Raw genomic sequence first — 21,153 nt, forward strand, 5'->3', positions numbered from 1 at the left:
CTCTAAACAGGTTTACAGCGGACATGAGAGATTTTCTATAATTCCATTCGCTATAAATAGCGTATGTGCCTACTTGAATTCTAAAAAAAATATTTAAAAATAGAAAGGAGAATTTTCAGAAATGTCTATTGAGTCAAATTATACTATAAAACAAAGTGGAACATACGAAGTCGTTATCCAAAAATCAAAATTTATTGCTCATTTCAAACGTGTCGAAACAGAGGAAGAGGCGCAGGCGTTTATCCAAGCCACCAAGAAAGAGAATTGGAATGCAAACCATAACTGTTCCGCCTATATCATCGGGGAACGGAACGAGCACCAAAAAGCGAACGACGACGGTGAGCCGAGCGGTACGGCCGGCATGCCGATGCTCGAGGTGTTACGCAAACGCCACTTGAAAGATACGGTCGTCGTCGTGACACGTTATTTCGGTGGAATCAAGCTCGGTGGCGGCGGACTTATTCGTGCCTACGGTGGAACTGTAAGCGAAGGACTTGATGCGATCGGCATCGTCGAACGCCTACCGATGCAACAATTGACACTCACCGTCGACTATACATGGATTGGGAAAGTCGAAAACGAGTTGAGACAGTCTAGCTATCTGCTCGATGACATCATCTACGCGGACCTCGTCACGTTTCATGTCTCGGTACCCGTGGAAGAGAAAGAGGAGGCGCTCGCTTGGCTGACAGACATGACGAACGGTCAAGGTCAGCTTCAAACTCATGGGATCCGCATCATCGAACGTGATTTCAAACGCTGAAACGCCTATACTAAAAGAAACGACTGAAATGAGGAAACAACATGAAAACACCCCCACGCAAGAAAAGATCACCTTGGAAAATTGTCCTCATCGTGTTGGGTGTCGTATTGCTCATCGGTGGTTCCGCTTTCGGCTATTTTGTCTTCAAAGCGAATGAAACCGCCGAAAACGCGAACAAGGCGTTGGAACGTGGCGACAAGTCAGAACGTCGCGACGAGACCATCGACTTGACGAAAGATCACTTTTCCGTCCTGTTAGCAGGAGTCGATGGCGGCGCCTCGCTCGAGGAAGGACGGACTGATTCGCTCATGGTCGCCACGTTCAACAAGGAATCGCGGCAAGTGACGCTCGTCAGCATCCCACGCGACTCATATGTCGACATCATCATCGACGATGAGGATCCGTTCAAAGACAAGATCAACCATGCTTACGCTTACGGAGGCATTGACACGACCATCGCGACCGTCGAGAACCTGCTCGACATCCCAATCGATTACTATGCGACCATCAACTTTGATGGAATCGAAGATTTGGTCGATGCGGTCGGTGGCGTCGAGATCGATGTCCTCATCCCCATCTCTGGAAAAGCGACCGGAAATGTCGAGCTAGAGCCTGGCGTTCAAGTCTTGAACGGAAAAGAAGCACTTGCCTATGCCCGGATGCGGAAGCAAGACCCTGCCGGCGACATCGGTCGAGCCGGTCGACAACAGCAAGTTATCGAGGCCATCATCAATGAGGCGACGACCATCAACTCGTTTACGAAGCTGAACCGGATCATGAATGCTGTCGGCGAGAACATCCGGACGAACATGACGTTGTCAGAGGCCTCACAACTTCAGCCTTACGCAAAATCGCTGAAGTCGTTCAACCGCGAAACACTTGAAGGGACGGACCTGACGCTGAACGGGGTCTACTATTATGAAATCGACCCGGCTGACCTTCGTGACGCCCAGGCCCTTCTCCAGACGGAGCTCGGCATGCCCGTTACAGCGGATGAACCATCAACTGACGAAACAGACGATACGATGACTGAGACAATCACTTACTAAAACAATAATAGCCAGTATCGCGCGGCGATACTGGCTATTTTTTAGGTTCGCGGTCGACCGAGCAGTCGTCGGGACGTGCGAATAATCGGTTTATAATTTGGATGAATCAGTTCGGTTGATTCCACGATCAATTCAATGACAATCAACACGACGATGAACGTGATGACCGCACCGAGCATCGTCGTCTTGGCGAACAAGATGGATGAGATGCCAAAGAACAAGGTCATCCCGTACATGAGCAAGACGGCTTGCCGTGTCGTGAAGCCCATATCGATCAACTGATGATGCATATGCGATTTATCCGGCGACATCGGCGGTCGCCCTTGGACGAGCCGGCGCACGATGGCGAAAATTGTATCCGAGATCGGCAACCCGAGCAAGAGGACCGGGACGACGAGCGAGAACAATGTCACGTTCTTAAACCCGATGAGCGAGAAGACGGCGAGCATGTACCCGAGGAACAGTGCTCCCGTATCGCCCATAAAGATTTTCGCCGGATAAAAATTATGAACGAGAAACCCGAGCGTACTCGCAAGAAGCAAGAGCGCCATCATCGTCAAATAGACGTTCCCCTGAATGATGGCTAACACGGCAATCGTCCCGAGGGCGATGCTCGACACACCGGCGGCGAGACCATCGAGACCATCAATCAAGTTGATGGCATTCGTGATCCCAATCAGCCAAAGGACGGTGATCGGGATGCTCCATGACCCGAGGTAGAGTTGCTGGTCGAACGGAAGATTGATGAGTTCAATTCGCATCCCCGAGTTCAAGACAACGACCGTCGCAATCATCTGTCCCATCAACTTGACACGGGCTGATAACTGGAACCGGTCATCGATCAGTCCGGTAAGGAGAATGACGACAGCGCCAATCAAGATAGCGTCGTTATATCGACTCGTCGGAAGCAGCAAGGCGTAGCCGATGAAAAATGCGATAAAAATCGCGAGACCCCCGATTCGTGGCATCGTCCGTAAATGTACTTTTCGTGCGTTCGGATGATCGACTGCACCGATGAAAAATGCGAATCGACGAACGAGCGGTGTAATCAAGATGGCCATCACAAAACTGACCAACATGGCAATCCATAGCATGGGCCGACAGTTCCTCTCTCAAAAAAATAGACTCTGGCGAATTATATCACATTTTGAATCGAGGAGTGGATATCAGTCCGTTTACAATAAAAGCCGATGAGGCGTTCCCCATCAGCTCTGGATCATGAAAGTGTCGCTGCCACTTCTTCTGTCGGTTCGTATGTATACAAGCCGCGACCAATTTTTTTGATTTCCGGGTTGACCCCTTCAATTTTCACCATCAATTGGTAAATGTTGCTGATGTGATGACGGTAACGAAGTTCAAGTTCCATTTGAATATCACGCACGCTCATCGTCTGACGCTCTTTCAGTAGATCCGTCACTTGATGAACGTACACCTCGAGCGGATAACGCTGGTTCACACGGCGCGGACGTAGGCGTTTTGACGCATCAGTCATGGAGTCCTTATCTTCTCTATCTCGACTCAATTCCGCAATCAAATACTCGGCACGTCGTTGCAATTGGCGATACGACTCCTCAATTTCCATCAATTCTCGATAAATGTGGTCATTGACATTCGTAGATTCCATACACAAATCCCCTTCTACATCCAATTATAATTTGGAATTCCCTAATTTAAATCAGTAATTCCTAATAATCCCTCTATATCTTCTATAAAAGTGTAACGGATTTGTAATGTGTTTGTCATCTCTTTTTGGGCAATTCTGTCTATTTAGGACTTTTGACTCAAAAAAGACGACGACTGTTCGGGGCAGTCGCCGTCTCACGGAAGATGATTGTAGTCATTTACACGTGAACGCGTTCGAGGATGCGTTCAAGTGACAGTTCGTCAGTAGAAGCGACGATGAGGTCTGCATGACCAAGCATCGATTCTTCTCCGACGGCGACAGCAAACATATTTGCCGCTTTGATTGCAGTTACACCGGCAGCCGCGTCTTCAACGCCGATGGCGAGTTCGGGTTTCACGCCAAGGGCAGAAGCGGCCTTCAAAAACACTTCGGGGTGTGGTTTTGATTGGGCGACAGTTGCTGCGTCGACAATATGGTCGAAGTAATGTCGGACCCCAAGTGCGTCAACGACCGCAAATGCGTTCTTTGAAGCAGAAGCCATTCCGATTTTGAGTCCCGCCTCTTTGATTTCATCGAGGAATGAAACGATACCAGGAAGAAGATCGTCGGATGAGATATGTTGAATAAGTTCAACGTAGTGCTCGTTTTTCTTTTGTGCGAGTTCTGCTTTCTCTTCCGGTGTGAAATCGTTTTGTTTACCGCCGAGCGTAAGGATCCGCTCAAGCGACTCAGTCCGACTCACGCCTTTGAGCGTTTCGTTGAATTCGCGGTCAAATGGAATTCCGAGCTCTTCACCGAGCTGCTTCCAAGCGAGGTAATGGTACTCTGCCGTGTCAGTGATGACACCGTCCAAATCGAAAATCACTGCTTCAATCGTTGACATACATGCTTTCCGCCTTTCCTTCAAATGCTTGTGTCGTCAGACTACATTTAGGGAACTTGACAAGTACCCGTCGCACGTTTGGTCAATGATGCAAACGGTTGCACTTGTTCGATTTCTATTATAAATGAAAACGTTCTCTTGATGCAACCGTTTTCGCAAAAATCAAAAAAGAGAAGAGCATGCGCTCTCCCCTTCCTTATTACAGCTGAATGCCGACCACTTTGACGTTCACAGAACGTGGTGTCATCGCAAGCATCGTGTCCATATCTTGCGTGATGCGCTCTTGGACGGCCGTCACCGTTTTGATGATCGACTGTCCGTACGCGATATAAAGCGATAGGTTGATGGTGATGCCTTCGTCCGACTCATCGACTTTCACATGTTTCATGAGCGCACGCTCTGACAATTTCGTATCTTCTTGCGTGAACGAGACGTGTTTCGTTTCTTTGACCGCGACCGCGGCGATCATTTCAACGACGTGACGTGATACGTTCACGTCGCCTTCTGTGCTGTGCATTCCATTTTCGTATGGCATAGGGTCACTTCCTTAACTCTAGTTTCGTTTCTTCTTAATAAAGTGTAGCGGAAATGAAGCGTTTAGAAAAGACTTTACCCTTTTACACCCTTCGTATTTTGGACTCGCTTCACGTCAATCTCGACGAGCGGACGCAAGAGACGGACCATCGGTGGACTGATAATCACGAGGACCATCACAAAGGCGACACCGAACAAGACGAGCAGTTGCATCCAAGATGTCGGCATGAACCCAGCCGGTATAAACGCCTTCCAGGCGACAACAAAGAAGACGTGGACGAGATAGACGTACAGACTATACTGCCCGGCACGCGAAAAAATCGGGAGCTGTCGTCCTGGGATGATGAGCGCGAAACTAATTGACATGAGGAGCGACACCGTATAAACAATCAAAAAGGCGAACGGTCCACTCCACATCGCCTCTGGGACGGCCGTGTCATAGGCAAAACGGAATTTGAACAAGTTCCCGATATGATAGAACGTATCGTCTTGCTGGACCCGCATCGAGACCAAGAGTCCCAGTGTGAGCGTGGTGAAGACAATCGCCCCACCGATGCGATATCGATTCCGGTGCTCGGCCCGTTTCGGTAACTCAAAGAAGTTGAGCGTATTGCGCTCGGACATCCAGTTCCCGATCAAGAAGAACGGATAGAACATGATGACTTTTCGTAACGCGAAATACCCCGTCGCCTCGGCTTGGAATCCGAACAGGAGCGCGAATAATAGTGCATATAACACGTAGCCTTTCAGTTGTGTCACATACGGGGTGATGATGTACCAGAAAATGATGGCCATCAGATACCAAAGCGCCCAGTACGGCTTCAACAAATTCAGACCTGGATTTTCAAGTGAGAAAATCGGAATCCCTTCTGTAAATGCGAACCATGACCCAAGGATGACCTGCCAAATGACATAGACCACGAATAACTGGATTACGCGCAAATAGCGGTTCTCCCGATAAAAGTAACCGCTCAACATGATGAACAACGGCATGTGGAAGGTATACAGGAAAAGATACACCCACTTTGGTAAAATATCGTCATAAGCGCCGCGGACATCGGTCAACAAGTGTCCGAAGACGACGAGTAGGACGAGCACTCCTTTAATATTGTCATACCAATAATTTCTCATAACATTCCCTCTAGTTCTCTATGATGACTGCAATGAAGCTGACCTTCATGTTTTCACGTTCTTTTTATAGACGGAATCCATGAAGGTCATGGAAAAATCCCTCACCTATCATAAGCGATTCCTCTGCTAAGTGAAATTACGTTTCAACAAAATTTTCATGTCTTCACTGTCATCATTCCCATAATTCGAGGAATACAAGCCGAAACGTCAAAAAATCCTCACGATTCAGCATGTTGTGTGCGTATTCAAATAGACGGGATTGGGTACAGTATAGTATAGTGGTGTTACCAAATATTCAGAATATTCTAATAAAGGAGGTGGAGAGAATGGCATCGATCATCCGGAATCGACATCATATGGTGCATGACCCAAAACGTTCATTCTCTAACTTCGGATTCTGGTGGTTCGTCAGCGTCTTTTCCGTCGGATTGCTCTTTGTCGCCTTCGAGTCCGTCCGCAACGGGTTCTCTGCCATTCATCCTGTCTTATCTAGCATGGCTTTCCTCGGTCTCACGTTCGTGCTCGGTGTCTGCGCTAAACTGGCTCGTGACGTCTGGTGGCTCAACTACTTGCTCGAGCGCACCCAAAACCGCTACTTATATATCGGTGGCGACACGCTCCAAAGTTGGCAGTATACGCTCGACTCGATTTGGTTGCTCACGCGCACCTCACAAAAAAAGCTCGGCCGATTGTATATCCAAATCGACCGAACTGTGCGAGCTGAGGAAGCGAAACGTTTATTCGCCGCCTATTTGATTGACCGAGGGGTCCTCGTCGTCTATTCTCGTCCGAACAAACCGAAAAAAATGGCTTGAATGAATCAGTCGAGGTATGCGGCGATCCATGTCCGTGCTGCCTCGACTTCTTCCATACGAAGTTCATGTCCCCCCGAGTGATAGAAGATCTCGACGTCCGCTCCCGCGTTTCGGAGTGTCGACGTCAGCTCTTCTGTTTCTGTTTTCGGGCAAATCGGGTCGCGTTCGCCAGCCGAGATGAACACGTTCGTTCCTAACAAGTCAGGTAGCGTCAATGAACGGTCCGGTACCATCGGGTGGAATAGGAGTGAAGCAGTGAACGCCGGATGACGGTAAAGTGCCGACCCGATTAAATTCGCCCCGTTCGAGTAGCCGAGCGGAATCATCTTATCCCGGTCGATGCCATACGTTGTCGCCGCTTCATCTAAAAAATGAAGGAAGCGCTCTGTCTGTTTCTTTAAATCTTCAAGGTCGAGCACCCCTTCCGCGTGGCGACGGAAGAAACGGGACATCCCGTTTTCAATGACATCCCCTCGAAGCGTTAAAATGTTCGCTTCGGTCGATAGTTCTTTCGCGAGCGGAATCAAATCCTGCTCGGTCCCTCCAGTTCCGTGTAATAAAATGAGTGTCGTATCTTTTGTACCTTGAATGAATTGATGAATCATATGTGTTCTCCTCTCGGTATCGTGATTGCTGGTAGTGTGCGGACGATTTTATCTCGGTTCGCTTCGAGCCATGGTGGCAAGCGCAACGTCTCACCGAGCGTGTCAACGGATTCGTCCACAGTGAATCCAGGTACGTCTGTCGCGAGTTCGTGCAGGATACGTCCGGCATCATGGAAATAGACGGAGCGGAAATAATTTCGTTCTTTCACTTCGGTCGGTCTTAACCCAAGGTCAAAGATGGCGTCTTGCCAGGTCGGATAATGGTCTCCGTCGGTAACGCGCCACGCGATGTGATGAACCGTTCCCGTTCCAGGGACCCCGTTTGGTAAAATCGTTTTCTTCACATCGATGACGTTCCCGTAATCTGCTGACCCTTTCAAACGGATCCACTCTTCATCCTCCGCGACCCGTTCAAAGCCGAACAGTTCCGTCAACAAGCGCACGGTTTCGTCCGGTGCTTTCGACAACAAAGTCGCTCCGGCGAATCCGACAATTGCTTCATGTTCTGTTATACCGGGGATGACCCAGCGTGTCTGTTTAGAGCTCGGTCGGGCGACGAGTTCGACGACGAGTCCGTCCGGGTCTTCAAATAAAAGTGATGCCTCGCTGAACCGTTCAGTGGCGACGGTCGCGATGCCGTGCTGTTGTAGTCTTTCTTCCCAGAACGGTAAACTTCCTGCCGGTACGAGATAAGTCGTCACGCCAACCTGTCCGCTCCCGACCTGCCCTTTCCCTAAGCCCGGGATTGGAAAGAACGTGATCACCGTCCCTGGTGTCCCGACTTCGTCCCCAAAATAGAGATGATACGTACCAGGGTCATCAAAGTTAACGGTCTGTTTCACGAAGCGGAGACCGAGCACCTGTCCATAAAAATCTAGCGTACGTTGCGGGTCTTGCACCATCGACGAAATGTGATGGATTCCCGTAGACTGCGTTTTCATTGTCATCCTCCTTTTATTATCTTGATTTCAAGATAAGTCATTTACCAGAAAAAGTGAAACTTTTTGCTCAAGGTGGCGTACGATAGAAGAAGAGACATTCTAAGGAGGTAATAGAATATGGCATTACATATCGAACGCGTCACCAAGGAGTTTGGTGACTTCAAAGCTGTCGACGACCTCACGTTCCGCGTCCCACAAGGGGAAATGTTTGGTTTGCTCGGTGCAAACGGTGCTGGAAAGACTACGACGTTCCGGATGATCCTCGACATCTTGAAGCCGACCGATGGGAGTATCACGTGGAACGGTAAAGCGGTCGACCATCGCATCGTCGGCTATTTGCCCGAGGAACGTGGCCTGTATCCCAAATCCCAAGTGCGTGAACAGCTCGTCTTTCTCGCAAGCCTAAAGGGCATGCGCGGGAGCGATGCCAAACGCGCGGTCAAGTCATGGCTCGAACGCCTTGAAATTCCTCAATATGAAACGATGCGCGTCGAGCAGCTATCAAAAGGGAATCAACAGAAGATTCAGCTCGTCGCCGCCCTGCTCCATAACCCGGAACTCGTCATCTTAGACGAACCGTTCAGCGGCCTCGACCCGGTTAACGTTGAAATCCTGAAGCGTGAAGTTCTCGCGTTGCGTGACGCCGGGACGACCATCGTCTTCTCGAGTCATCGAATGGAGCATGTCGAAGAATTGTGTCAACACGTCGGTATCTTGAAAGGTGGCCGTGCCGTCGTGAGCGGTGATGTCCCAACAATCAAATCACGCTACGAGGAGCCTGCCCTCTTTATTGAAACGGACCAGATCCACATTCTTGAGTCGCTCCCAGTCGTGGAGACAATCGAGCCTTACAAATCCGGTCATCTAGTACGCTTACATTCTTTCGAAGATAGTGACGCCGTCCTGTCGGCACTCGTCCGTCATCAGGCGAACGTGAAGACGTTCATGCGCCAACCGGTATCGCTCAATGACATCTTCATCAAGGAGGTCGGTCAACATGTTTCATAACTTTGGACCGCTTTATGCGTTCACACTCAAATCGAGAATTCGTTCAAAAGCATTCCTCATCTCGACGGCGTTAACCATCCTGTTCATCTTCGGGTTTACGAACATCGACCGCATCATGTCTACGTTTGAGGATTCCGAGCAAGCGAGCGCACTCGTCGTGTCTGAGAACAAAGAAATCGTCGACACGATGAAATCACTCGGCTATGAAGACGTCGCCTCTAGCGAAATTACGGAAGAAGAGGCACGGACCGGCATCAACGACGGAGAGTATGGGGTCGTCGCTTTTGTTGACGGCTATGATGCTCGCGTTATCTCCGAACGCCCGGAGCAGGAGTTCACGACCCTCTTGCAAACATCCTTACAACAGTTGCGCAATGCGGAATTGATTGAATCGTCCGATGTCGACCCGACCGTCATCGCTGCCCTCAGCGAACCGATCCAACTCGACGAGTCCTATCTCGGACGCGGTGGAGAGAACTCGGATGAGCTCCTCTCGTCTTCGGCGCTCGTTTACGTCATGTTGATGCTCCTGTACATTTCGATCATCACGTACGGATCGATGATTTCAACAGAAGTGACGACGGAGAAGTCATCGCGTGTCATGGAGCTCATCATCTCGACGACTCATCCGGTGACCCATATGCTTGCGAAAGTGACCGCTATCGGGACACTCGCCCTCATCCAAATCGGAATCTTCCTTGGGTTTGGTTATGTAAGTGCGAGTGGTAGCGAACTGGCGACGACGGTCATCGAGAACGCCGGCAACGCACGGGCTGTCATCTATCTACTCGTCTTCTTCTTGCTCGGGTACTTGTTGTACGCCTCACTCTTCGCTGTCCTCGGTTCACTTGTCAGCCGTGTCGAAGAGTCACAACAAATGGTCATGCCGGTCATCATGCTCCTCGTCGCTGCGTTCTTAGTCGCGATGTTTGGATTGAACAACCCGGATGCGACCATCGTGACCATTCTCTCGTTCGTCCCGTTCTTCGCTCCGATGCTCATGTTCCTTCGCGTCATGCTCGTCGATGTGGCCGTATGGGAAGTGGCGCTTTCGATTGGGTTACTCATCGGAACGATTGGTATCACACTGTGGATTGGCTCGAAATTCTATCGTGGCGGCGTCTTGTTCTATGGAACAAACGCTATTAAACAATGGCGACAAATATTACAAAACCGTCAATAACGTTTACAGCAAATTCGTTTTCGTTTACTCTAAAGAATGTGCAAAATGAGGAGGAAAACGAACTATGCGATCACGATTACTCGCAGCCTTAATCTTTACGTTTATGACGACGCTCACGACGTTCATCTGTTATACCGTCTTCTTAGACGCGGATGCGTTATGGCAAATTCTGCTTGCCTATGCAGGCAGTGCGTTCATCGGAACGCTCGCGTTTTGGTATCCGGTCAGCAGACGCTCTCAAACGTCCCGCTTCGGTGGCGCATGGATCGGCATCATGATTACTGCAACGACACTCATTGGCTTCACCGTCATCCGCTTCACATTCCGCGGGGACGCAGCAGCATTGCTCGACTGGCAAACGATGCTGGCGAGTCTTGCCTACACATTCGGTTATGTCGGATGGGTGCTCACAATCTTGAATATCGTGCTCGGTTTCTTACTCGCCGGCACACGTCCAAAAGTACGCTACGAAGCGCGTCCGATGCGCTGATTGAAGTGACCAGGGGATTCTCCTGGTCACTTTTTTGTGCACAAAAAAACCGTAGAATGCTCCACGGTCATTGCAATTTATACGATTTATCCACGACACCATACTCCGCGTACTGGAATGAGTTGTCTGCGAATTGGTCTGGGACAAGCCGTTCCACATAGCGTGCGAACGGGACGATGTGACGCGTCGTGTCATGTGACCGTCCGAGATCAAGCACCGCATCGACGAGCGCTTCGAGTGCATGGTGTGACGTCGGTTCCTCGTCTTCTTTGAAAATGCGATGTAACTCCTCTTCGTGCATCAAGTCAAAGATGCGCATCCGCTCTTCGAGTTGCCGTTGCATTTCTTCGACGGACTTCCCGTGCATCGCTTCTTCATAGGCGAGCTTCATCTGTTCGAGTTCCGGTACTTTTCCTCGCATGAGTACTTTGAGCGACTCTCCCGTCCAAATATGGCGGGCCAAATAGTTCGGGTCGATTTGCAAAGCGTCTGCGAGCGCCTCTATGTAAGGCATGGTCGGATAGACCTCACTCAATTCGGTACGTCGGATAAAGTACGGTGCGACACCAATCTGTTCTGCAAGCGTCTCAATCGACAATCCGGCCCGTTCCCGTAATATTCGAATCCGATCCCCGTATCCCCGGTATGGTGCATTTTTTCCATCCATCTCAATTCCCCCTTCCCTCTCTTCATTATAATTCCCGCATTCGCAAAAAAATACTCGGAAGCCTAAGCTCCCGAGTCATGGGTCGTCTTCTTATTTCTTTGTCAACTCGACGACTTCTGAAGATCCAGCTGTCACCGTGTCGCCTTCTGCGACAAGTTTGTTCACGCCGAAGCTGTCGTGGTTCGTGATGATGATCGGAGTGATTGTCGATGGCGCGTTCGCTTTGATGAAATCGAGGTCGAACGTGACGAGTGGGTCGCCTGCTTTGACAGATTGACCTTCTGTAACGTGTGTCTCGAAGCCTTCACCTTTAAGGTTTACCGTATCCAAACCGATGTGAATCAAGTATTCCGCACCGTTGTCCGCGTTGATACCGATCGCGTGTTTTGTTGGGAATACTGTCGCGATTGTTCCGCTAACCGGTGAGACGACTTTTCCTTCAGTCGGCTCGATTGCGATCCCGTCACCCATCATTTTTTGTGAGAATACTTGGTCCGGTACGTTCGTGATGTCGACGACCTTTCCTGTAAGCGGTGAAACCGCGTTGAGTTGTTCTTCTTTACCACCAAAAAGTTTTTTAAAGAATCCCATAGCTTAATCCCTCCAACATGTTCTATTGAATCGAAGTCTTCACTTTTATACCCGAAAAGCTAATACTTCAATCCCTACCCTATTAACGGTATAGTTGTAATAAGGTAGTGCGAAATCGTTTTACACATCGTAAGAATACGAGTGTGCAATCGCTTTTGCAAGCCCTTTTTACACTTTGTAAAAATTTCACACGATGGAGGCGCTTACAATGACGACTTTCACAAAATTGTCATATGAACGGCCCGACTTGGACGCTTTAAACAGCAGATTTTCGGACTATTCTGCCGAATTACAGCAAGCCAGCACACTCGAGGAAGCGAACGAACTCATTCGCCAAATCAACAAAGAACGGAACGACTTTGAGACACAAAGTCAACTCGTCGCGATCCGACATTCGGTCGACACACGCGATTCGTTTTACGAAGAAGAACAGGCATTCTTTGACGACGCACTTCCGGTCTATGAGAAGGAGATTCAAGCGTACTATCGCGTCTTGACGAACCACGAGCTTCGCACTGAACTCGAAGCGGAATGGGGCAGCCAACTGTTCTCTCTCGCCGAGCGCGCACTTGAAACGTTCGAGGAGTCACTCATCCCGAAACTGCAGGAAGAAAACCGCCTCGCGACAGCTTATCAAAAGGTCATGTCCGCTGCGCAAATCGAGTTTGACGGCAAGACACTCAACTTGTCACAGTTCGGCCCATATCTTCAATCACCAGACCGTGATGTCCGAAAAGCCGCATCTGTCGCCCGCTATACATACCTTTCTGATAACGGCGATGAGCTCGACCGCATTTATGGGGAACTCGTACGCGTCCGTACGGAAATCGCTCACGCCCTTGGCTTCCCGTCGTTCGTCGAACTCGGTTATGCACGGATGCAGCGTGTCGGTTATGACGAGTCGATGGTCGACAACTTCCGGAAACAAGTCCGTGACGTCATCGTCCCGCTCGCTTCTGCTTTGAAAGAAAAGCAGGCGAAACGAATCGGTGTCGACCACCTCTATTACTATGACGAGTCGTTCGTCTTCCCAGACGGAAACGCGACACCGCAAGGCGATGAGTCGTTCATCATCGAAGGCGGAAACAAAATGTATCGTGAACTCTCAAATGAGACGGACGAGTTCTTCCAGTACATGCAGGAACGCGGCGCCCTCGACTTGACGGCGAAACCAGGGAAATCTGGCGGCGGATACTGCACGTACTTACCGTCTGAAGGACTTCCGTTCATCTTCTCGAACTTCAACGGGACGGCAGGCGACATCGATGTTCTCACGCACGAAGTCGGTCATGCCTTCCAAGTGTATGAAAGCCGTCATTTGACGACACCGGAATACGCCTTCCCGACTTATGAGGCGTGTGAGATCCACTCGATGTCGATGGAATTCTTCTGTTGGCCATGGATGGAGCTCTTCTTCGGCGACCAAGTCGACAAGTATAAGTTCAATCATTTGGCAGGTAGCATGACGTTCCTTCCGTATGGCGTGCTCGTCGATGAGTTCCAACACGTCGTCTACCGCAACCCAGAGATGACAGCTGCCGAGCGTCGGCAGGCGTGGCGCGATTTGGAAAAGGTCTATCTCCCGCACCGTGATTATGAGACGAACGACTATCTCGAATCGGGCGCATGGTGGCACCAACAAGGTCACATCTTCCAAAGCCCGTTCTACTATATCGACTATACGCTCGCACAAGTATGTGCATTCCAGTTCTGGGTGCGCATGCATGAAGACCGCGAAGCGGCATGGAGCGATTACCTCACGCTCTGTCAAGCAGGCGGAAGCCGTTCGTTCCTCGAACTCGTCGAACTGGCAGGTCTCAAATCACCATTCGCAGACGGCGTGTTGAAAGAAACGATTGATCAAATCGAAGACTATCTCTTGAAACATCCGCTCGCGAACTAACGAGTAAGACCATCGACAAAAATCGATGGTCTTTTAGTTTGGATTGATTTCATTCTGGAGTTCGAAAGGCAAGTCCTCCAAATCGATTTGACGGCTGTCGAACAAATTGAACTGTTGCAGGCGACTTTCGAGATAGTCTTGTAAAATGCGCGCTGCCTGTTCGCCGGATAATCCGTTCAGATCCGGTACTTGTGTCACGGACAATTCAATCGCATGTAGCCCATAGTCCGGCAGGCGCGATTCAATCTCCGTAAGTTCTTCATTGGTCAGTCGTTTCCCCGTCGTCGTAACGAGAAGCAAATCATCATCTTCCTGATAGTCCTGACTGATAATGATGGCGTCTGAAAACTCTTCTTCGATGAAATTGTTTATTCCCGTCCGGACGATGCTGTCTTGAACGAGCGTCGCGGCCGAGAAGATACTTGGGACGACGATAAAGACAGACAAGGCAATGAGAAGTCGATTGATTTTTTTATGGTTCGCGTCTTGCTTCGTCAACACTTGTGAGATACCCATGAACTTGACTCCGATGAACGTCGCAATGGCGATGAACGCGCAGTTGATAACGAACAGATAACTCGACCCGATCAAATAATCGACGTTCCACGTCGCAATCGAATAGCCGACCGTACAGAGCGGGGGCATCAAGGCGGTCGCGATGGCGACACCTGGGACGATGTTATTGCTCATCTTCTTTTGCGCCCCGATGATGCCGGCGGTCCCCCCAGCGAAAGCGATGATGACATCCCAAATCGTCGGCTCCGTTCGGGCAATGATTTCATTACTCGCATAGGTAATTGGCGAGATAGCGAAATAAATGGTCGCGACGGTGAGACTGACCGCGACTTGGACCAGAAGTAAACGTACTCCCGCTCGAAGAAGTTTCATGTCATAGAGCGACAAGGCGAGACCGATACTCAAGATAGGCGTCATGAGCGGCGAAATCAACATCGCCCCGATAATGATGGGAATGGAATTCATATTCAATCCGATTGACGCGATAAAGATGGAGCACATCAAAATGACGGAATCACTCGGCCGTACTTTTAAATTCGAGTACATCTTGTCTTTGAATTCTTCAGCGGTGTACGTCTGTTCCATATAGAGTTCAGCTCCCTTGTCGTATCGATGTCATCTACACAAGCAAATCCTTCCTTTATTTACCCGAAAAAAGTGAACTAGAATCGATATGTATATTTCAAGTTTCCGCCTCTAAGCCCAACATCGCCCCTATATATTGTGATGCTGTCGTGAACGTGATAAAAGCACATAACTCGCTAATTTCTGATTCCGAAAACGTTTCTTTTAACACCTCAATGATAGAAGCTGATACTGTTCCTTTCATTTTTATGAATACTTCTGCAAACCCTACAGCAACCGTTACCTGTTCATCGAATTGAACTTGATCTGGTTTTCCCTTTGCTCGGCAATATTCACATCCATTTTGTTGCGCAAGTGTTCGACGGACTTGTTCTTTCAATTTGGGAGAAAGTTGACCAGCATTATTCAATGAATCCCCTAGTTTTGACCAATTTTCTTGAATTTCGATATTATGACCAAGTAAACGTTCAAACTTTGTCCCTCCATGCTCTGCTAACTTAATTCTTGGCATTTCCTTCACCTCCTGTACTTATATGATAAAAGGTCTTTTCATCCAACTCCATTTCATCCACAATCAAAATGTACCTATAAACATTCAATAAATAACGAAATGAGGCAAAATACCTGTCATGCTAAAAATCGATGAAATTGATCACAGACTTATCTATGAATTAGAACAAGACAGCCGTCTTTCCATGAGTGAGCTCGGACGACGTATTAAACTTTCCGCTCCTTCCGTTAACGAGCGGGTTCGACGACTAGAATCATTTGGAGTCATTAAACAATACTCGCTCGAACTTGACTATGAAAAGCTAGGGCTTCCAATTCAATGTATAGTCGAGGCAACAGTGAAGAATGGACAATACGAAGCATTTCTTCATTATTTGAAACAGCAGCCTACTGTTTCATTTTGTTATCGCATATCAGGTGATGCCTGTTACCTTATCAAAATACAGTTCTCATCTTTTTCTGCGGCTGAATCATTTATTGATGAAGTTATTCCGTATGCTCAAACAAAAACACAATTCATCTTTTCAGAAATTGACATTCAGTCAAAGTGAACATGCAAAAGGACTGGCGAAATTACCAGTCCTTTATCGTTTCAAATCACATCTAGCGGTTGTTTCGTTGTCGGTGGCGGGAACGCCTCATCGAGCGAAGCAAAATCTTCCTCACTCATGTCGAGCAAGAGCGCTGCCGCATTCTCCTCGACATGCTCGGCCTGCCCGGCTTTCGGGATGGCGATGACGTGTCCGCTCCGGATCGTCCAAGCAAGTAAGACTTGCGCGACTGAGGCACTATACGACTCCGCGATCCGATTGATCGTTTCGTTATTGAAGACCTCTTCTTTCACGTCACTTCCTTCAGCGAGTGGAGCGTATGCCATGACAGGAATCCCTTGTTCTTTTAGATAAGGAAGGAGGTCGTACTCAATCCCGCGACTGCCAAGATGATAGAGCACTTGATTGACCGCGCACTTGTCTCCATTCGGTAGCGACAGCAATTCCTTCATATCGTCCACGTCGAAGTTCGAGACTCCCCATGCCCGAATCTTTCCGTCCGCTTTAAGCTGTTCCATCCCTTGAATCGTCTCCTCGAGCGGGGCATCGCCTCGCCAATGGAGTAAGTAAAGATCCAGGTAGTCCGTCCCGAGTCGTTCGAGCGACGCATCACATGCGCTGACGAGTTTGTCGCCACACGCATTGTATGGATACACTTTCGAGACGAGAAAGACATCTTCGCGTCGGTCTTGGATTGCTTCCCCTACCAACTTCTCAGACTCCCCTTCCCCATACATTTCCGCCGTGTCGATGACGTGGAGTCCGCAGTCGATTCCTGTCCGAAGTGCCTCAACCTCGGCATCATGCTTCGATTTGTCTTCCCCCATGCGCCATGTACCTTGTCCGAGTGCGCGCATCTCGCGCCCGTCTTTCAATTTGACGACGTTTTGCTTCAAAGCTGCAAGTAATAAAGAATGTGGTAGTCGTTGATTCATAACGTTTCCTCCTTTGTCCATGCTTCATGTAGTGGACCCGTCGTCCCGAAGACGGGGTCAAACTTCGGTTTTTCGACTTGTTCGATTCGCTTTACGTTGTCCGGTCGTTCTTCGGTCTTTCCTGTCAACGTGTCATAGTCACGACCGTCCGGGTATGCCCCGACCACTTGAAAATCTTCGCTCGCCTCGATGCGACGATGTCCCGTTCCCGCCGGTAAGACGAGGACATCACCTAGGCGGACGCGGACGAGGTCACCGTTCGTCCCTCCGAGTTGAAGCGTCGCTTCACCTTGTAATATGCCCAATACTTCATGCGTGTTGCTGTGATAGTGATGATAGTCGAACACCCCGTTCACCCAACTGTTCGTCCATTCATTATGGGCAAACGTCTCTCGCATCCCGCTCGGGTCATCAAAGACGCCACGATAGAGGAGCGCCGGATAATCCGGATGGTTGGGAATGGAGCCGTCATCTGTAAACAAAAAAGTTTTCACGTCCATCCTAATTCCCTCCTTGTCTCTGTCCCTGTACCCGACTTGTCACTACGAAAAACGGTCGTCCGTATTGGACGACCGTGATGGTTATGAAATGACCTCTTCACCGGACTGATCGATATGGCACTCGCCCCAGGCGCACATGGCGTCCAAGATTGGCTTGAGTGACCATCCGTACTCTGAGAGTGAGTAAATGACTTTCGGCGGAACTTGCTCGAACACCGTACGAACGACGACACCATCCGCTTCGAGCTCACGCAATTGTTGGGTGAGCATTTTTTGCGTGATGTTCGGCATGAGTTTACGCAGTTCACTCGTCCGTCGCTCCCCTTTAATCAAGTGACACATGATGACGACTTTCCACTTACCGCCGATGACGTCAAGTGTCGCTTCGACCGGAATATTATATGGCATTTCGTTTCCTCCATTTCTTACATAGGCACTTTTTGGTGCCTACCGCACTAAAAAGTACGTACTTCTCAAACTGTTTTCATGCACTTATGATAGCAACTGTAGCAAATCTATACAAGTTCATTTCGCTTGTAACATCCCCTTGAGACGGTAAGGTACTTTTTCGACCGTACTGAACAATAGAGGAAAGTGAGATGTCTTTGCTATCCGGAGACGAAGGGCCCTCGTCTTCCACACTATTCATTTATTTTAGGAGGAACTACTCATGAATCAACCGTACACACAACCTGTCGAAGAACAGGCACCTAAAAATGGAGGGTTGGCATTACTCGCCCTCGCGATCAGCGCTTTCGGCATCGGAACGACCGAGTTCGTCCCGGTCGGTCTCCTCGCATCGATCGCAAGTGATTTAAACATCGGCATCACTCTCGCGGGTCTCATTATCTCGGGTTACGCGATCGGCGTAGCCGTCGGTGCACCGATTTTGACGGCACTGACGAACCGGATGAACCGCAAGACGTTACTCATGGCACTCATGGTCGTCTTCATCGGCGGAAACTTGGTCTCGGCCATGTCGACCACCTTTGAACTTTTGATTGTCGCCCGATTTATCACCGCATTCTCGCATGGTGTCTTCTTCTCCATCGGGGCAACGATTGCTGTTCAACTCGTACCACCACATAAAAAAGCGAGTGCCATCGCACTCATGTTCACAGGTTTAACTGTCGCAACCGTTACAGGAGTCCCACTCGGTACTTTCATCGGACAAGCGTTCGGATGGCGCGCCACATTCTTCGCCGTCGCAGCACTCGGTGTCATTTCAATCATCGCAAGCTTCTTCTTGATCCCGAAAGATTTGAAACAGTCACCACCTGCGAAATTCTCAGATATGAAGAAACTGCTCACAAACGGTCGTCTCATGCTCGGATTCTTGATTACAACACTCGGTTACGGCGGAACGTTCGTCGCCTTCACGTACTTGACACCCATCATGCAAGACGTGACAAAGATCAGCCCGAGCTTGATCAGTGTCGTCTTACTCGTTTACGGAATCGCAGTCGCCATCGGGAACGCGGTCGGTGGAAAGCTCGCCAACGAAAATCCAGCGAAAGCATTGTTCTATATGTTCATCGTTCACGCAGCGGTCATGAGCATCATGTCGTTCATGATTCCGTTCAAAGTGGCAGGTTTGATTGCCATCGTCTTGATGGGACTCCTCGCCTTCATGAACGTGCCTGGACTTCAACTGTATATCGTGCAATTGGCTGAAAAATATGTACCTGCCGCTGTCGATGTCGCATCCGCACTCAACATCGCGGCCTTCAACATCGGGATTGCCCTCGGCGCAACAATCGGTGGACTCGTCACCGATTCAATCGGACTTGTGCATACCCCTTGGGTCGGTGGCATCATGGTCATCATCGCCGTCATCTTGACAGCCATTTCACGTCGTTTGGAAGCAAACTAAGGAGGCGCTTATGTTCAACAATCATAGAAGCTACAACCGGATGTACCGGGAGGGCGAGCTCACGCTCGGCCTCCACATTCCTTTAGAGAATTTTAAAATGCGTACCCCGATCCTCGAGCGTCAAGTCGAGCTTGCCCAAAAGGCAGACGATTACGGCTTCACGGCTCTTTGGTTACGGGATGTCCTACTAAAAGACCCGAACTTTTTAGACCCGGCTGTCGGTCAAATTTACGATATGCTAATCTACGGAACACATTTACTTGGTCAAACGAAAAACATTGCGCTCGGTACGTCCGCGCTCGTCTTGCCACTCCGTCACCCCCTTCGTTCGGCGAAGGAAGTCGCAACGATTGAAGCATTGTTCCCAGAACGATTGATTCTCGGGATCTCTTCAGGTGACCGTCGTGCCGATTTCAAAGGGCTCGGAGTCGATCACCCGACACGTGGCGACCAGTTCAAAGAATCGCTTCGTGTCATGGAGCATGCGCTCTATAACAACTATCCAACTATTGAATCACCTTATGGGGAGGTGGAACAGGCAACGCTCGTACCGCGTCCGAAGAAGCGGATCCCGACGATGATCACCGGGTTCGCACAACAAGACATGGACTGGCTTGGGGCGAACGGAGACGGGTGGATGTACTACCCGCAGTCACCTTTCGCACAACAGCAAGTGCTCGACGCGTGGCGTGCGAGCGGTGAAGCGCATGGTCGTGCCTTCCGTCCCTTCTCGATGCCGATGCATCTTGATTTGACGCACGACCCAGACGAGCCACCGACACCGATTCGTCTCGGATTCCGACTCGGTCGCAACCACTTGATCAAGTTGCTTGAAGCGTATCGTGCCATCGGCGTGAACCACCTCTTCTTCGCTCTCTTCGACGGAGAACGTCCAGCCGAAGAAGTCATCGATGAATTAGGTGAATATGTACTTCCACATTTTCCACCACTTGATTGAGGTTTGCCCTACTCCTATTTTTAAAAACGAAGCTGAAAGAAACGTAAAACAAGCCAGAACCGTAAGTCGGTTCTGGCTTGTTCATTATCGGACTTCATTCTCCAATTGTTTCAACTTTGTCGAGTAATACTCGATGATGTCACGGCGTCGGATGATGCCGATGAAATACTTCCCATCATCGACGACCGGCACGAAGTTTTGGTCCGTGATCGCATCGACGAGCTCTTCAATTTGTGCCGTAATCGAGACCGGCTTATAGCGAACGCGTTGCTTGATGTCTTTTAGACGTGTCCGGAGCACTTTTTCATAGTCTTCTTCCCCGCGAAGCTGTTCTGCGAGTGCCCAGAGTAAATCCCCCTCTGTCATCGTCCCGGCGTAAAATCCGTTCTCCGAAACGAGTGGGACAGACGTGAATCGATGATGCTTCATCTTTTCAAGTGCTTGTCGTACCGTTGATTCGGGGTCCAAATATTTGACGTCTTCTTTCGGATATAAAAAGAAAGCGATATTCATTTAAATCTCTCCTCAATCTGTTAAT

At 49.4% G+C, this 21,153-nt stretch carries 25 protein-coding genes; 10 read left to right on the plus strand and 15 right to left on the minus strand.

Translation table 11 applies throughout. The annotated features are described in order from the left end of the window. Window positions 1–121: 121 nt before the first annotated feature. Window positions 122–763 carry a YigZ family protein gene (locus tag KNO78_RS07550; RefSeq protein ID WP_214690621.1) on the plus strand — a complete coding sequence of 214 codons (642 nt, stop codon included), beginning with the start codon at window positions 122–124 and terminating at the stop codon, window positions 761–763. A gap of 41 nt (window positions 764–804) precedes the next feature. Beyond that, window positions 805–1,812, plus strand: a complete 1,008-nt coding sequence (locus KNO78_RS07555) for an LCP family protein (RefSeq protein WP_159562681.1) — start codon at window positions 805–807, stop codon at window positions 1,810–1,812. A gap of 41 nt (window positions 1,813–1,853) precedes the next feature. On the opposite strand, the gene KNO78_RS07560 is transcribed toward KNO78_RS07555, so the two are convergent. From KNO78_RS07560 to KNO78_RS07580, 5 genes are all read right to left on the minus strand, one after another. Then, complete coding sequence (locus KNO78_RS07560) at window positions 1,854–2,906, minus strand: glycosyltransferase family 4 protein (RefSeq protein WP_012726994.1); 1,053 nt, start codon at window positions 2,904–2,906, stop codon at window positions 1,854–1,856. 122 nt (window positions 2,907–3,028) lie between these two features. Beyond that, window positions 3,029–3,436 (minus strand): Rok-like winged helix domain-containing protein, encoded by a 408-nt coding sequence (locus tag KNO78_RS07565; protein WP_074036184.1) that lies wholly within the window; start codon window positions 3,434–3,436, stop codon window positions 3,029–3,031. A gap of 217 nt (window positions 3,437–3,653) precedes the next feature. Next, entirely contained in the window at window positions 3,654–4,319 is a 666-nt protein-coding gene (gene pgmB / locus KNO78_RS07570) for a beta-phosphoglucomutase (protein WP_074036182.1), read from the minus strand. Between the two features lie 199 nt (window positions 4,320–4,518). Beyond that, the gene (locus tag KNO78_RS07575) at window positions 4,519–4,854 is read right to left on the minus strand and encodes an Asp23/Gls24 family envelope stress response protein (RefSeq protein ID WP_012726997.1); all 336 of its coding nucleotides are present in this window, start codon (window positions 4,852–4,854) and stop codon (window positions 4,519–4,521) included. Window positions 4,855–4,928: 74 nt separating this feature from the next. After that, the gene (locus KNO78_RS07580; RefSeq protein ID WP_012726998.1) at window positions 4,929–5,984 is read right to left on the minus strand and encodes an acyltransferase family protein; all 1,056 of its coding nucleotides are present in this window, start codon (window positions 5,982–5,984) and stop codon (window positions 4,929–4,931) included. A gap of 326 nt (window positions 5,985–6,310) precedes the next feature. Here KNO78_RS07580 and KNO78_RS07585 point away from each other — a divergent pair, with 326 nt between their 5' ends. Beyond that, window positions 6,311–6,799 carry a hypothetical protein gene (locus KNO78_RS07585; protein ID WP_214690620.1) on the plus strand — a complete coding sequence of 163 codons (489 nt, stop codon included), beginning with the start codon at window positions 6,311–6,313 and terminating at the stop codon, window positions 6,797–6,799. Between the two features lie 5 nt (window positions 6,800–6,804). On the opposite strand, the gene KNO78_RS07590 is transcribed toward KNO78_RS07585, so the two are convergent. Next, window positions 6,805–7,404 carry an alpha/beta hydrolase gene (locus KNO78_RS07590; RefSeq protein WP_214690619.1) on the minus strand — a complete coding sequence of 200 codons (600 nt, stop codon included), beginning with the start codon at window positions 7,402–7,404 and terminating at the stop codon, window positions 6,805–6,807. Continuing rightward, the gene (locus tag KNO78_RS07595) at window positions 7,401–8,345 is read right to left on the minus strand and encodes a ring-cleaving dioxygenase (protein WP_214690618.1); all 945 of its coding nucleotides are present in this window, start codon (window positions 8,343–8,345) and stop codon (window positions 7,401–7,403) included. The genes KNO78_RS07590 and KNO78_RS07595 overlap by 4 nt, the downstream gene beginning before the upstream one ends. A gap of 117 nt (window positions 8,346–8,462) precedes the next feature. Here KNO78_RS07595 and KNO78_RS07600 point away from each other — a divergent pair, with 117 nt between their 5' ends. From KNO78_RS07600 to KNO78_RS07610, 3 genes are all read left to right on the plus strand, one after another. After that, window positions 8,463–9,353, plus strand: a complete 891-nt coding sequence (locus KNO78_RS07600) for an ABC transporter ATP-binding protein (RefSeq protein ID WP_012727001.1) — start codon at window positions 8,463–8,465, stop codon at window positions 9,351–9,353. Continuing rightward, a complete protein-coding gene (locus KNO78_RS07605) occupies window positions 9,343–10,536 on the plus strand; it encodes an ABC transporter permease (protein WP_214690617.1) in 1,194 nt (397 codons plus the stop codon). The genes KNO78_RS07600 and KNO78_RS07605 overlap by 11 nt, the downstream gene beginning before the upstream one ends. Before the next feature lie 64 nt (window positions 10,537–10,600). Beyond that, a complete protein-coding gene (locus tag KNO78_RS07610; protein WP_214690616.1) occupies window positions 10,601–11,026 on the plus strand; it encodes a hypothetical protein in 426 nt (141 codons plus the stop codon). 67 nt (window positions 11,027–11,093) lie between these two features. On the opposite strand, the gene KNO78_RS07615 is transcribed toward KNO78_RS07610, so the two are convergent. Together KNO78_RS07615 and KNO78_RS07620 are read right to left on the minus strand one after the other, a co-directional pair. Further along, complete coding sequence (locus KNO78_RS07615) at window positions 11,094–11,693, minus strand: helix-turn-helix domain-containing protein (RefSeq protein ID WP_047795040.1); 600 nt, start codon at window positions 11,691–11,693, stop codon at window positions 11,094–11,096. 90 nt (window positions 11,694–11,783) lie between these two features. After that, window positions 11,784–12,284: a PTS sugar transporter subunit IIA gene (locus KNO78_RS07620; protein WP_012727005.1), complete on the minus strand. Its 501-nt coding sequence runs from the start codon at window positions 12,282–12,284 to the stop codon at window positions 11,784–11,786. A gap of 208 nt (window positions 12,285–12,492) precedes the next feature. Here KNO78_RS07620 and KNO78_RS07625 point away from each other — a divergent pair, with 208 nt between their 5' ends. Continuing rightward, a complete protein-coding gene (locus KNO78_RS07625) occupies window positions 12,493–14,187 on the plus strand; it encodes a M3 family oligoendopeptidase (protein WP_214690615.1) in 1,695 nt (564 codons plus the stop codon). A 33-nt stretch (window positions 14,188–14,220) separates the two neighbouring features. Here the strand turns inward: KNO78_RS07625 and KNO78_RS07630 are convergent, their stop codons facing one another. Together KNO78_RS07630 and KNO78_RS07635 are read right to left on the minus strand one after the other, a co-directional pair. After that, window positions 14,221–15,288, minus strand: a complete 1,068-nt coding sequence (locus KNO78_RS07630; protein ID WP_214690614.1) for a DUF389 domain-containing protein — start codon at window positions 15,286–15,288, stop codon at window positions 14,221–14,223. 97 nt (window positions 15,289–15,385) lie between these two features. Beyond that, entirely contained in the window at window positions 15,386–15,799 is a 414-nt protein-coding gene (locus tag KNO78_RS07635) for a carboxymuconolactone decarboxylase family protein (RefSeq protein WP_214690613.1), read from the minus strand. A 118-nt stretch (window positions 15,800–15,917) separates the two neighbouring features. Between KNO78_RS07635 and KNO78_RS07640 the strand changes: the two genes are divergently transcribed. Continuing rightward, entirely contained in the window at window positions 15,918–16,349 is a 432-nt protein-coding gene (locus KNO78_RS07640) for an Lrp/AsnC family transcriptional regulator (RefSeq protein WP_047795035.1), read from the plus strand. 41 nt (window positions 16,350–16,390) lie between these two features. On the opposite strand, the gene KNO78_RS07645 is transcribed toward KNO78_RS07640, so the two are convergent. The 3 genes from KNO78_RS07645 to KNO78_RS07655 form a co-directional block, all read right to left on the minus strand. Beyond that, the gene (locus KNO78_RS07645; protein WP_285800626.1) at window positions 16,391–17,284 is read right to left on the minus strand and encodes an aldo/keto reductase; all 894 of its coding nucleotides are present in this window, start codon (window positions 17,282–17,284) and stop codon (window positions 16,391–16,393) included. Further along, entirely contained in the window at window positions 17,281–17,784 is a 504-nt protein-coding gene (locus KNO78_RS07650; protein ID WP_074036164.1) for a cupin domain-containing protein, read from the minus strand. Before KNO78_RS07650 ends, KNO78_RS07645 begins: the two co-directional genes overlap by 4 nt. Before the next feature lie 81 nt (window positions 17,785–17,865). Next, window positions 17,866–18,192: a winged helix-turn-helix transcriptional regulator gene (locus KNO78_RS07655; protein WP_078147375.1), complete on the minus strand. Its 327-nt coding sequence runs from the start codon at window positions 18,190–18,192 to the stop codon at window positions 17,866–17,868. Window positions 18,193–18,454: 262 nt separating this feature from the next. Here KNO78_RS07655 and KNO78_RS07660 point away from each other — a divergent pair, with 262 nt between their 5' ends. Beyond that, on the plus strand, window positions 18,455–19,657 hold the full coding sequence (locus KNO78_RS07660) for an MFS transporter (protein ID WP_214690612.1): 1,203 nt from the start codon (window positions 18,455–18,457) through the stop codon (window positions 19,655–19,657). Window positions 19,658–19,667: 10 nt separating this feature from the next. Continuing rightward, window positions 19,668–20,615 carry an LLM class oxidoreductase gene (locus KNO78_RS07665; RefSeq protein WP_214690611.1) on the plus strand — a complete coding sequence of 316 codons (948 nt, stop codon included), beginning with the start codon at window positions 19,668–19,670 and terminating at the stop codon, window positions 20,613–20,615. 84 nt (window positions 20,616–20,699) lie between these two features. Here KNO78_RS07665 and KNO78_RS07670 read toward each other — a convergent pair whose 3' ends face one another. Then, window positions 20,700–21,128, minus strand: a complete 429-nt coding sequence (locus KNO78_RS07670; protein WP_012727014.1) for a CBS domain-containing protein — start codon at window positions 21,126–21,128, stop codon at window positions 20,700–20,702. Window positions 21,129–21,153 lie beyond the last annotated feature (25 nt).

This window comes from Exiguobacterium sp. s132, from assembly GCF_018617235.1.
Lineage (GTDB): Bacteria > Bacillota > Bacilli > Exiguobacteriales > Exiguobacteriaceae > Exiguobacterium > Exiguobacterium profundum.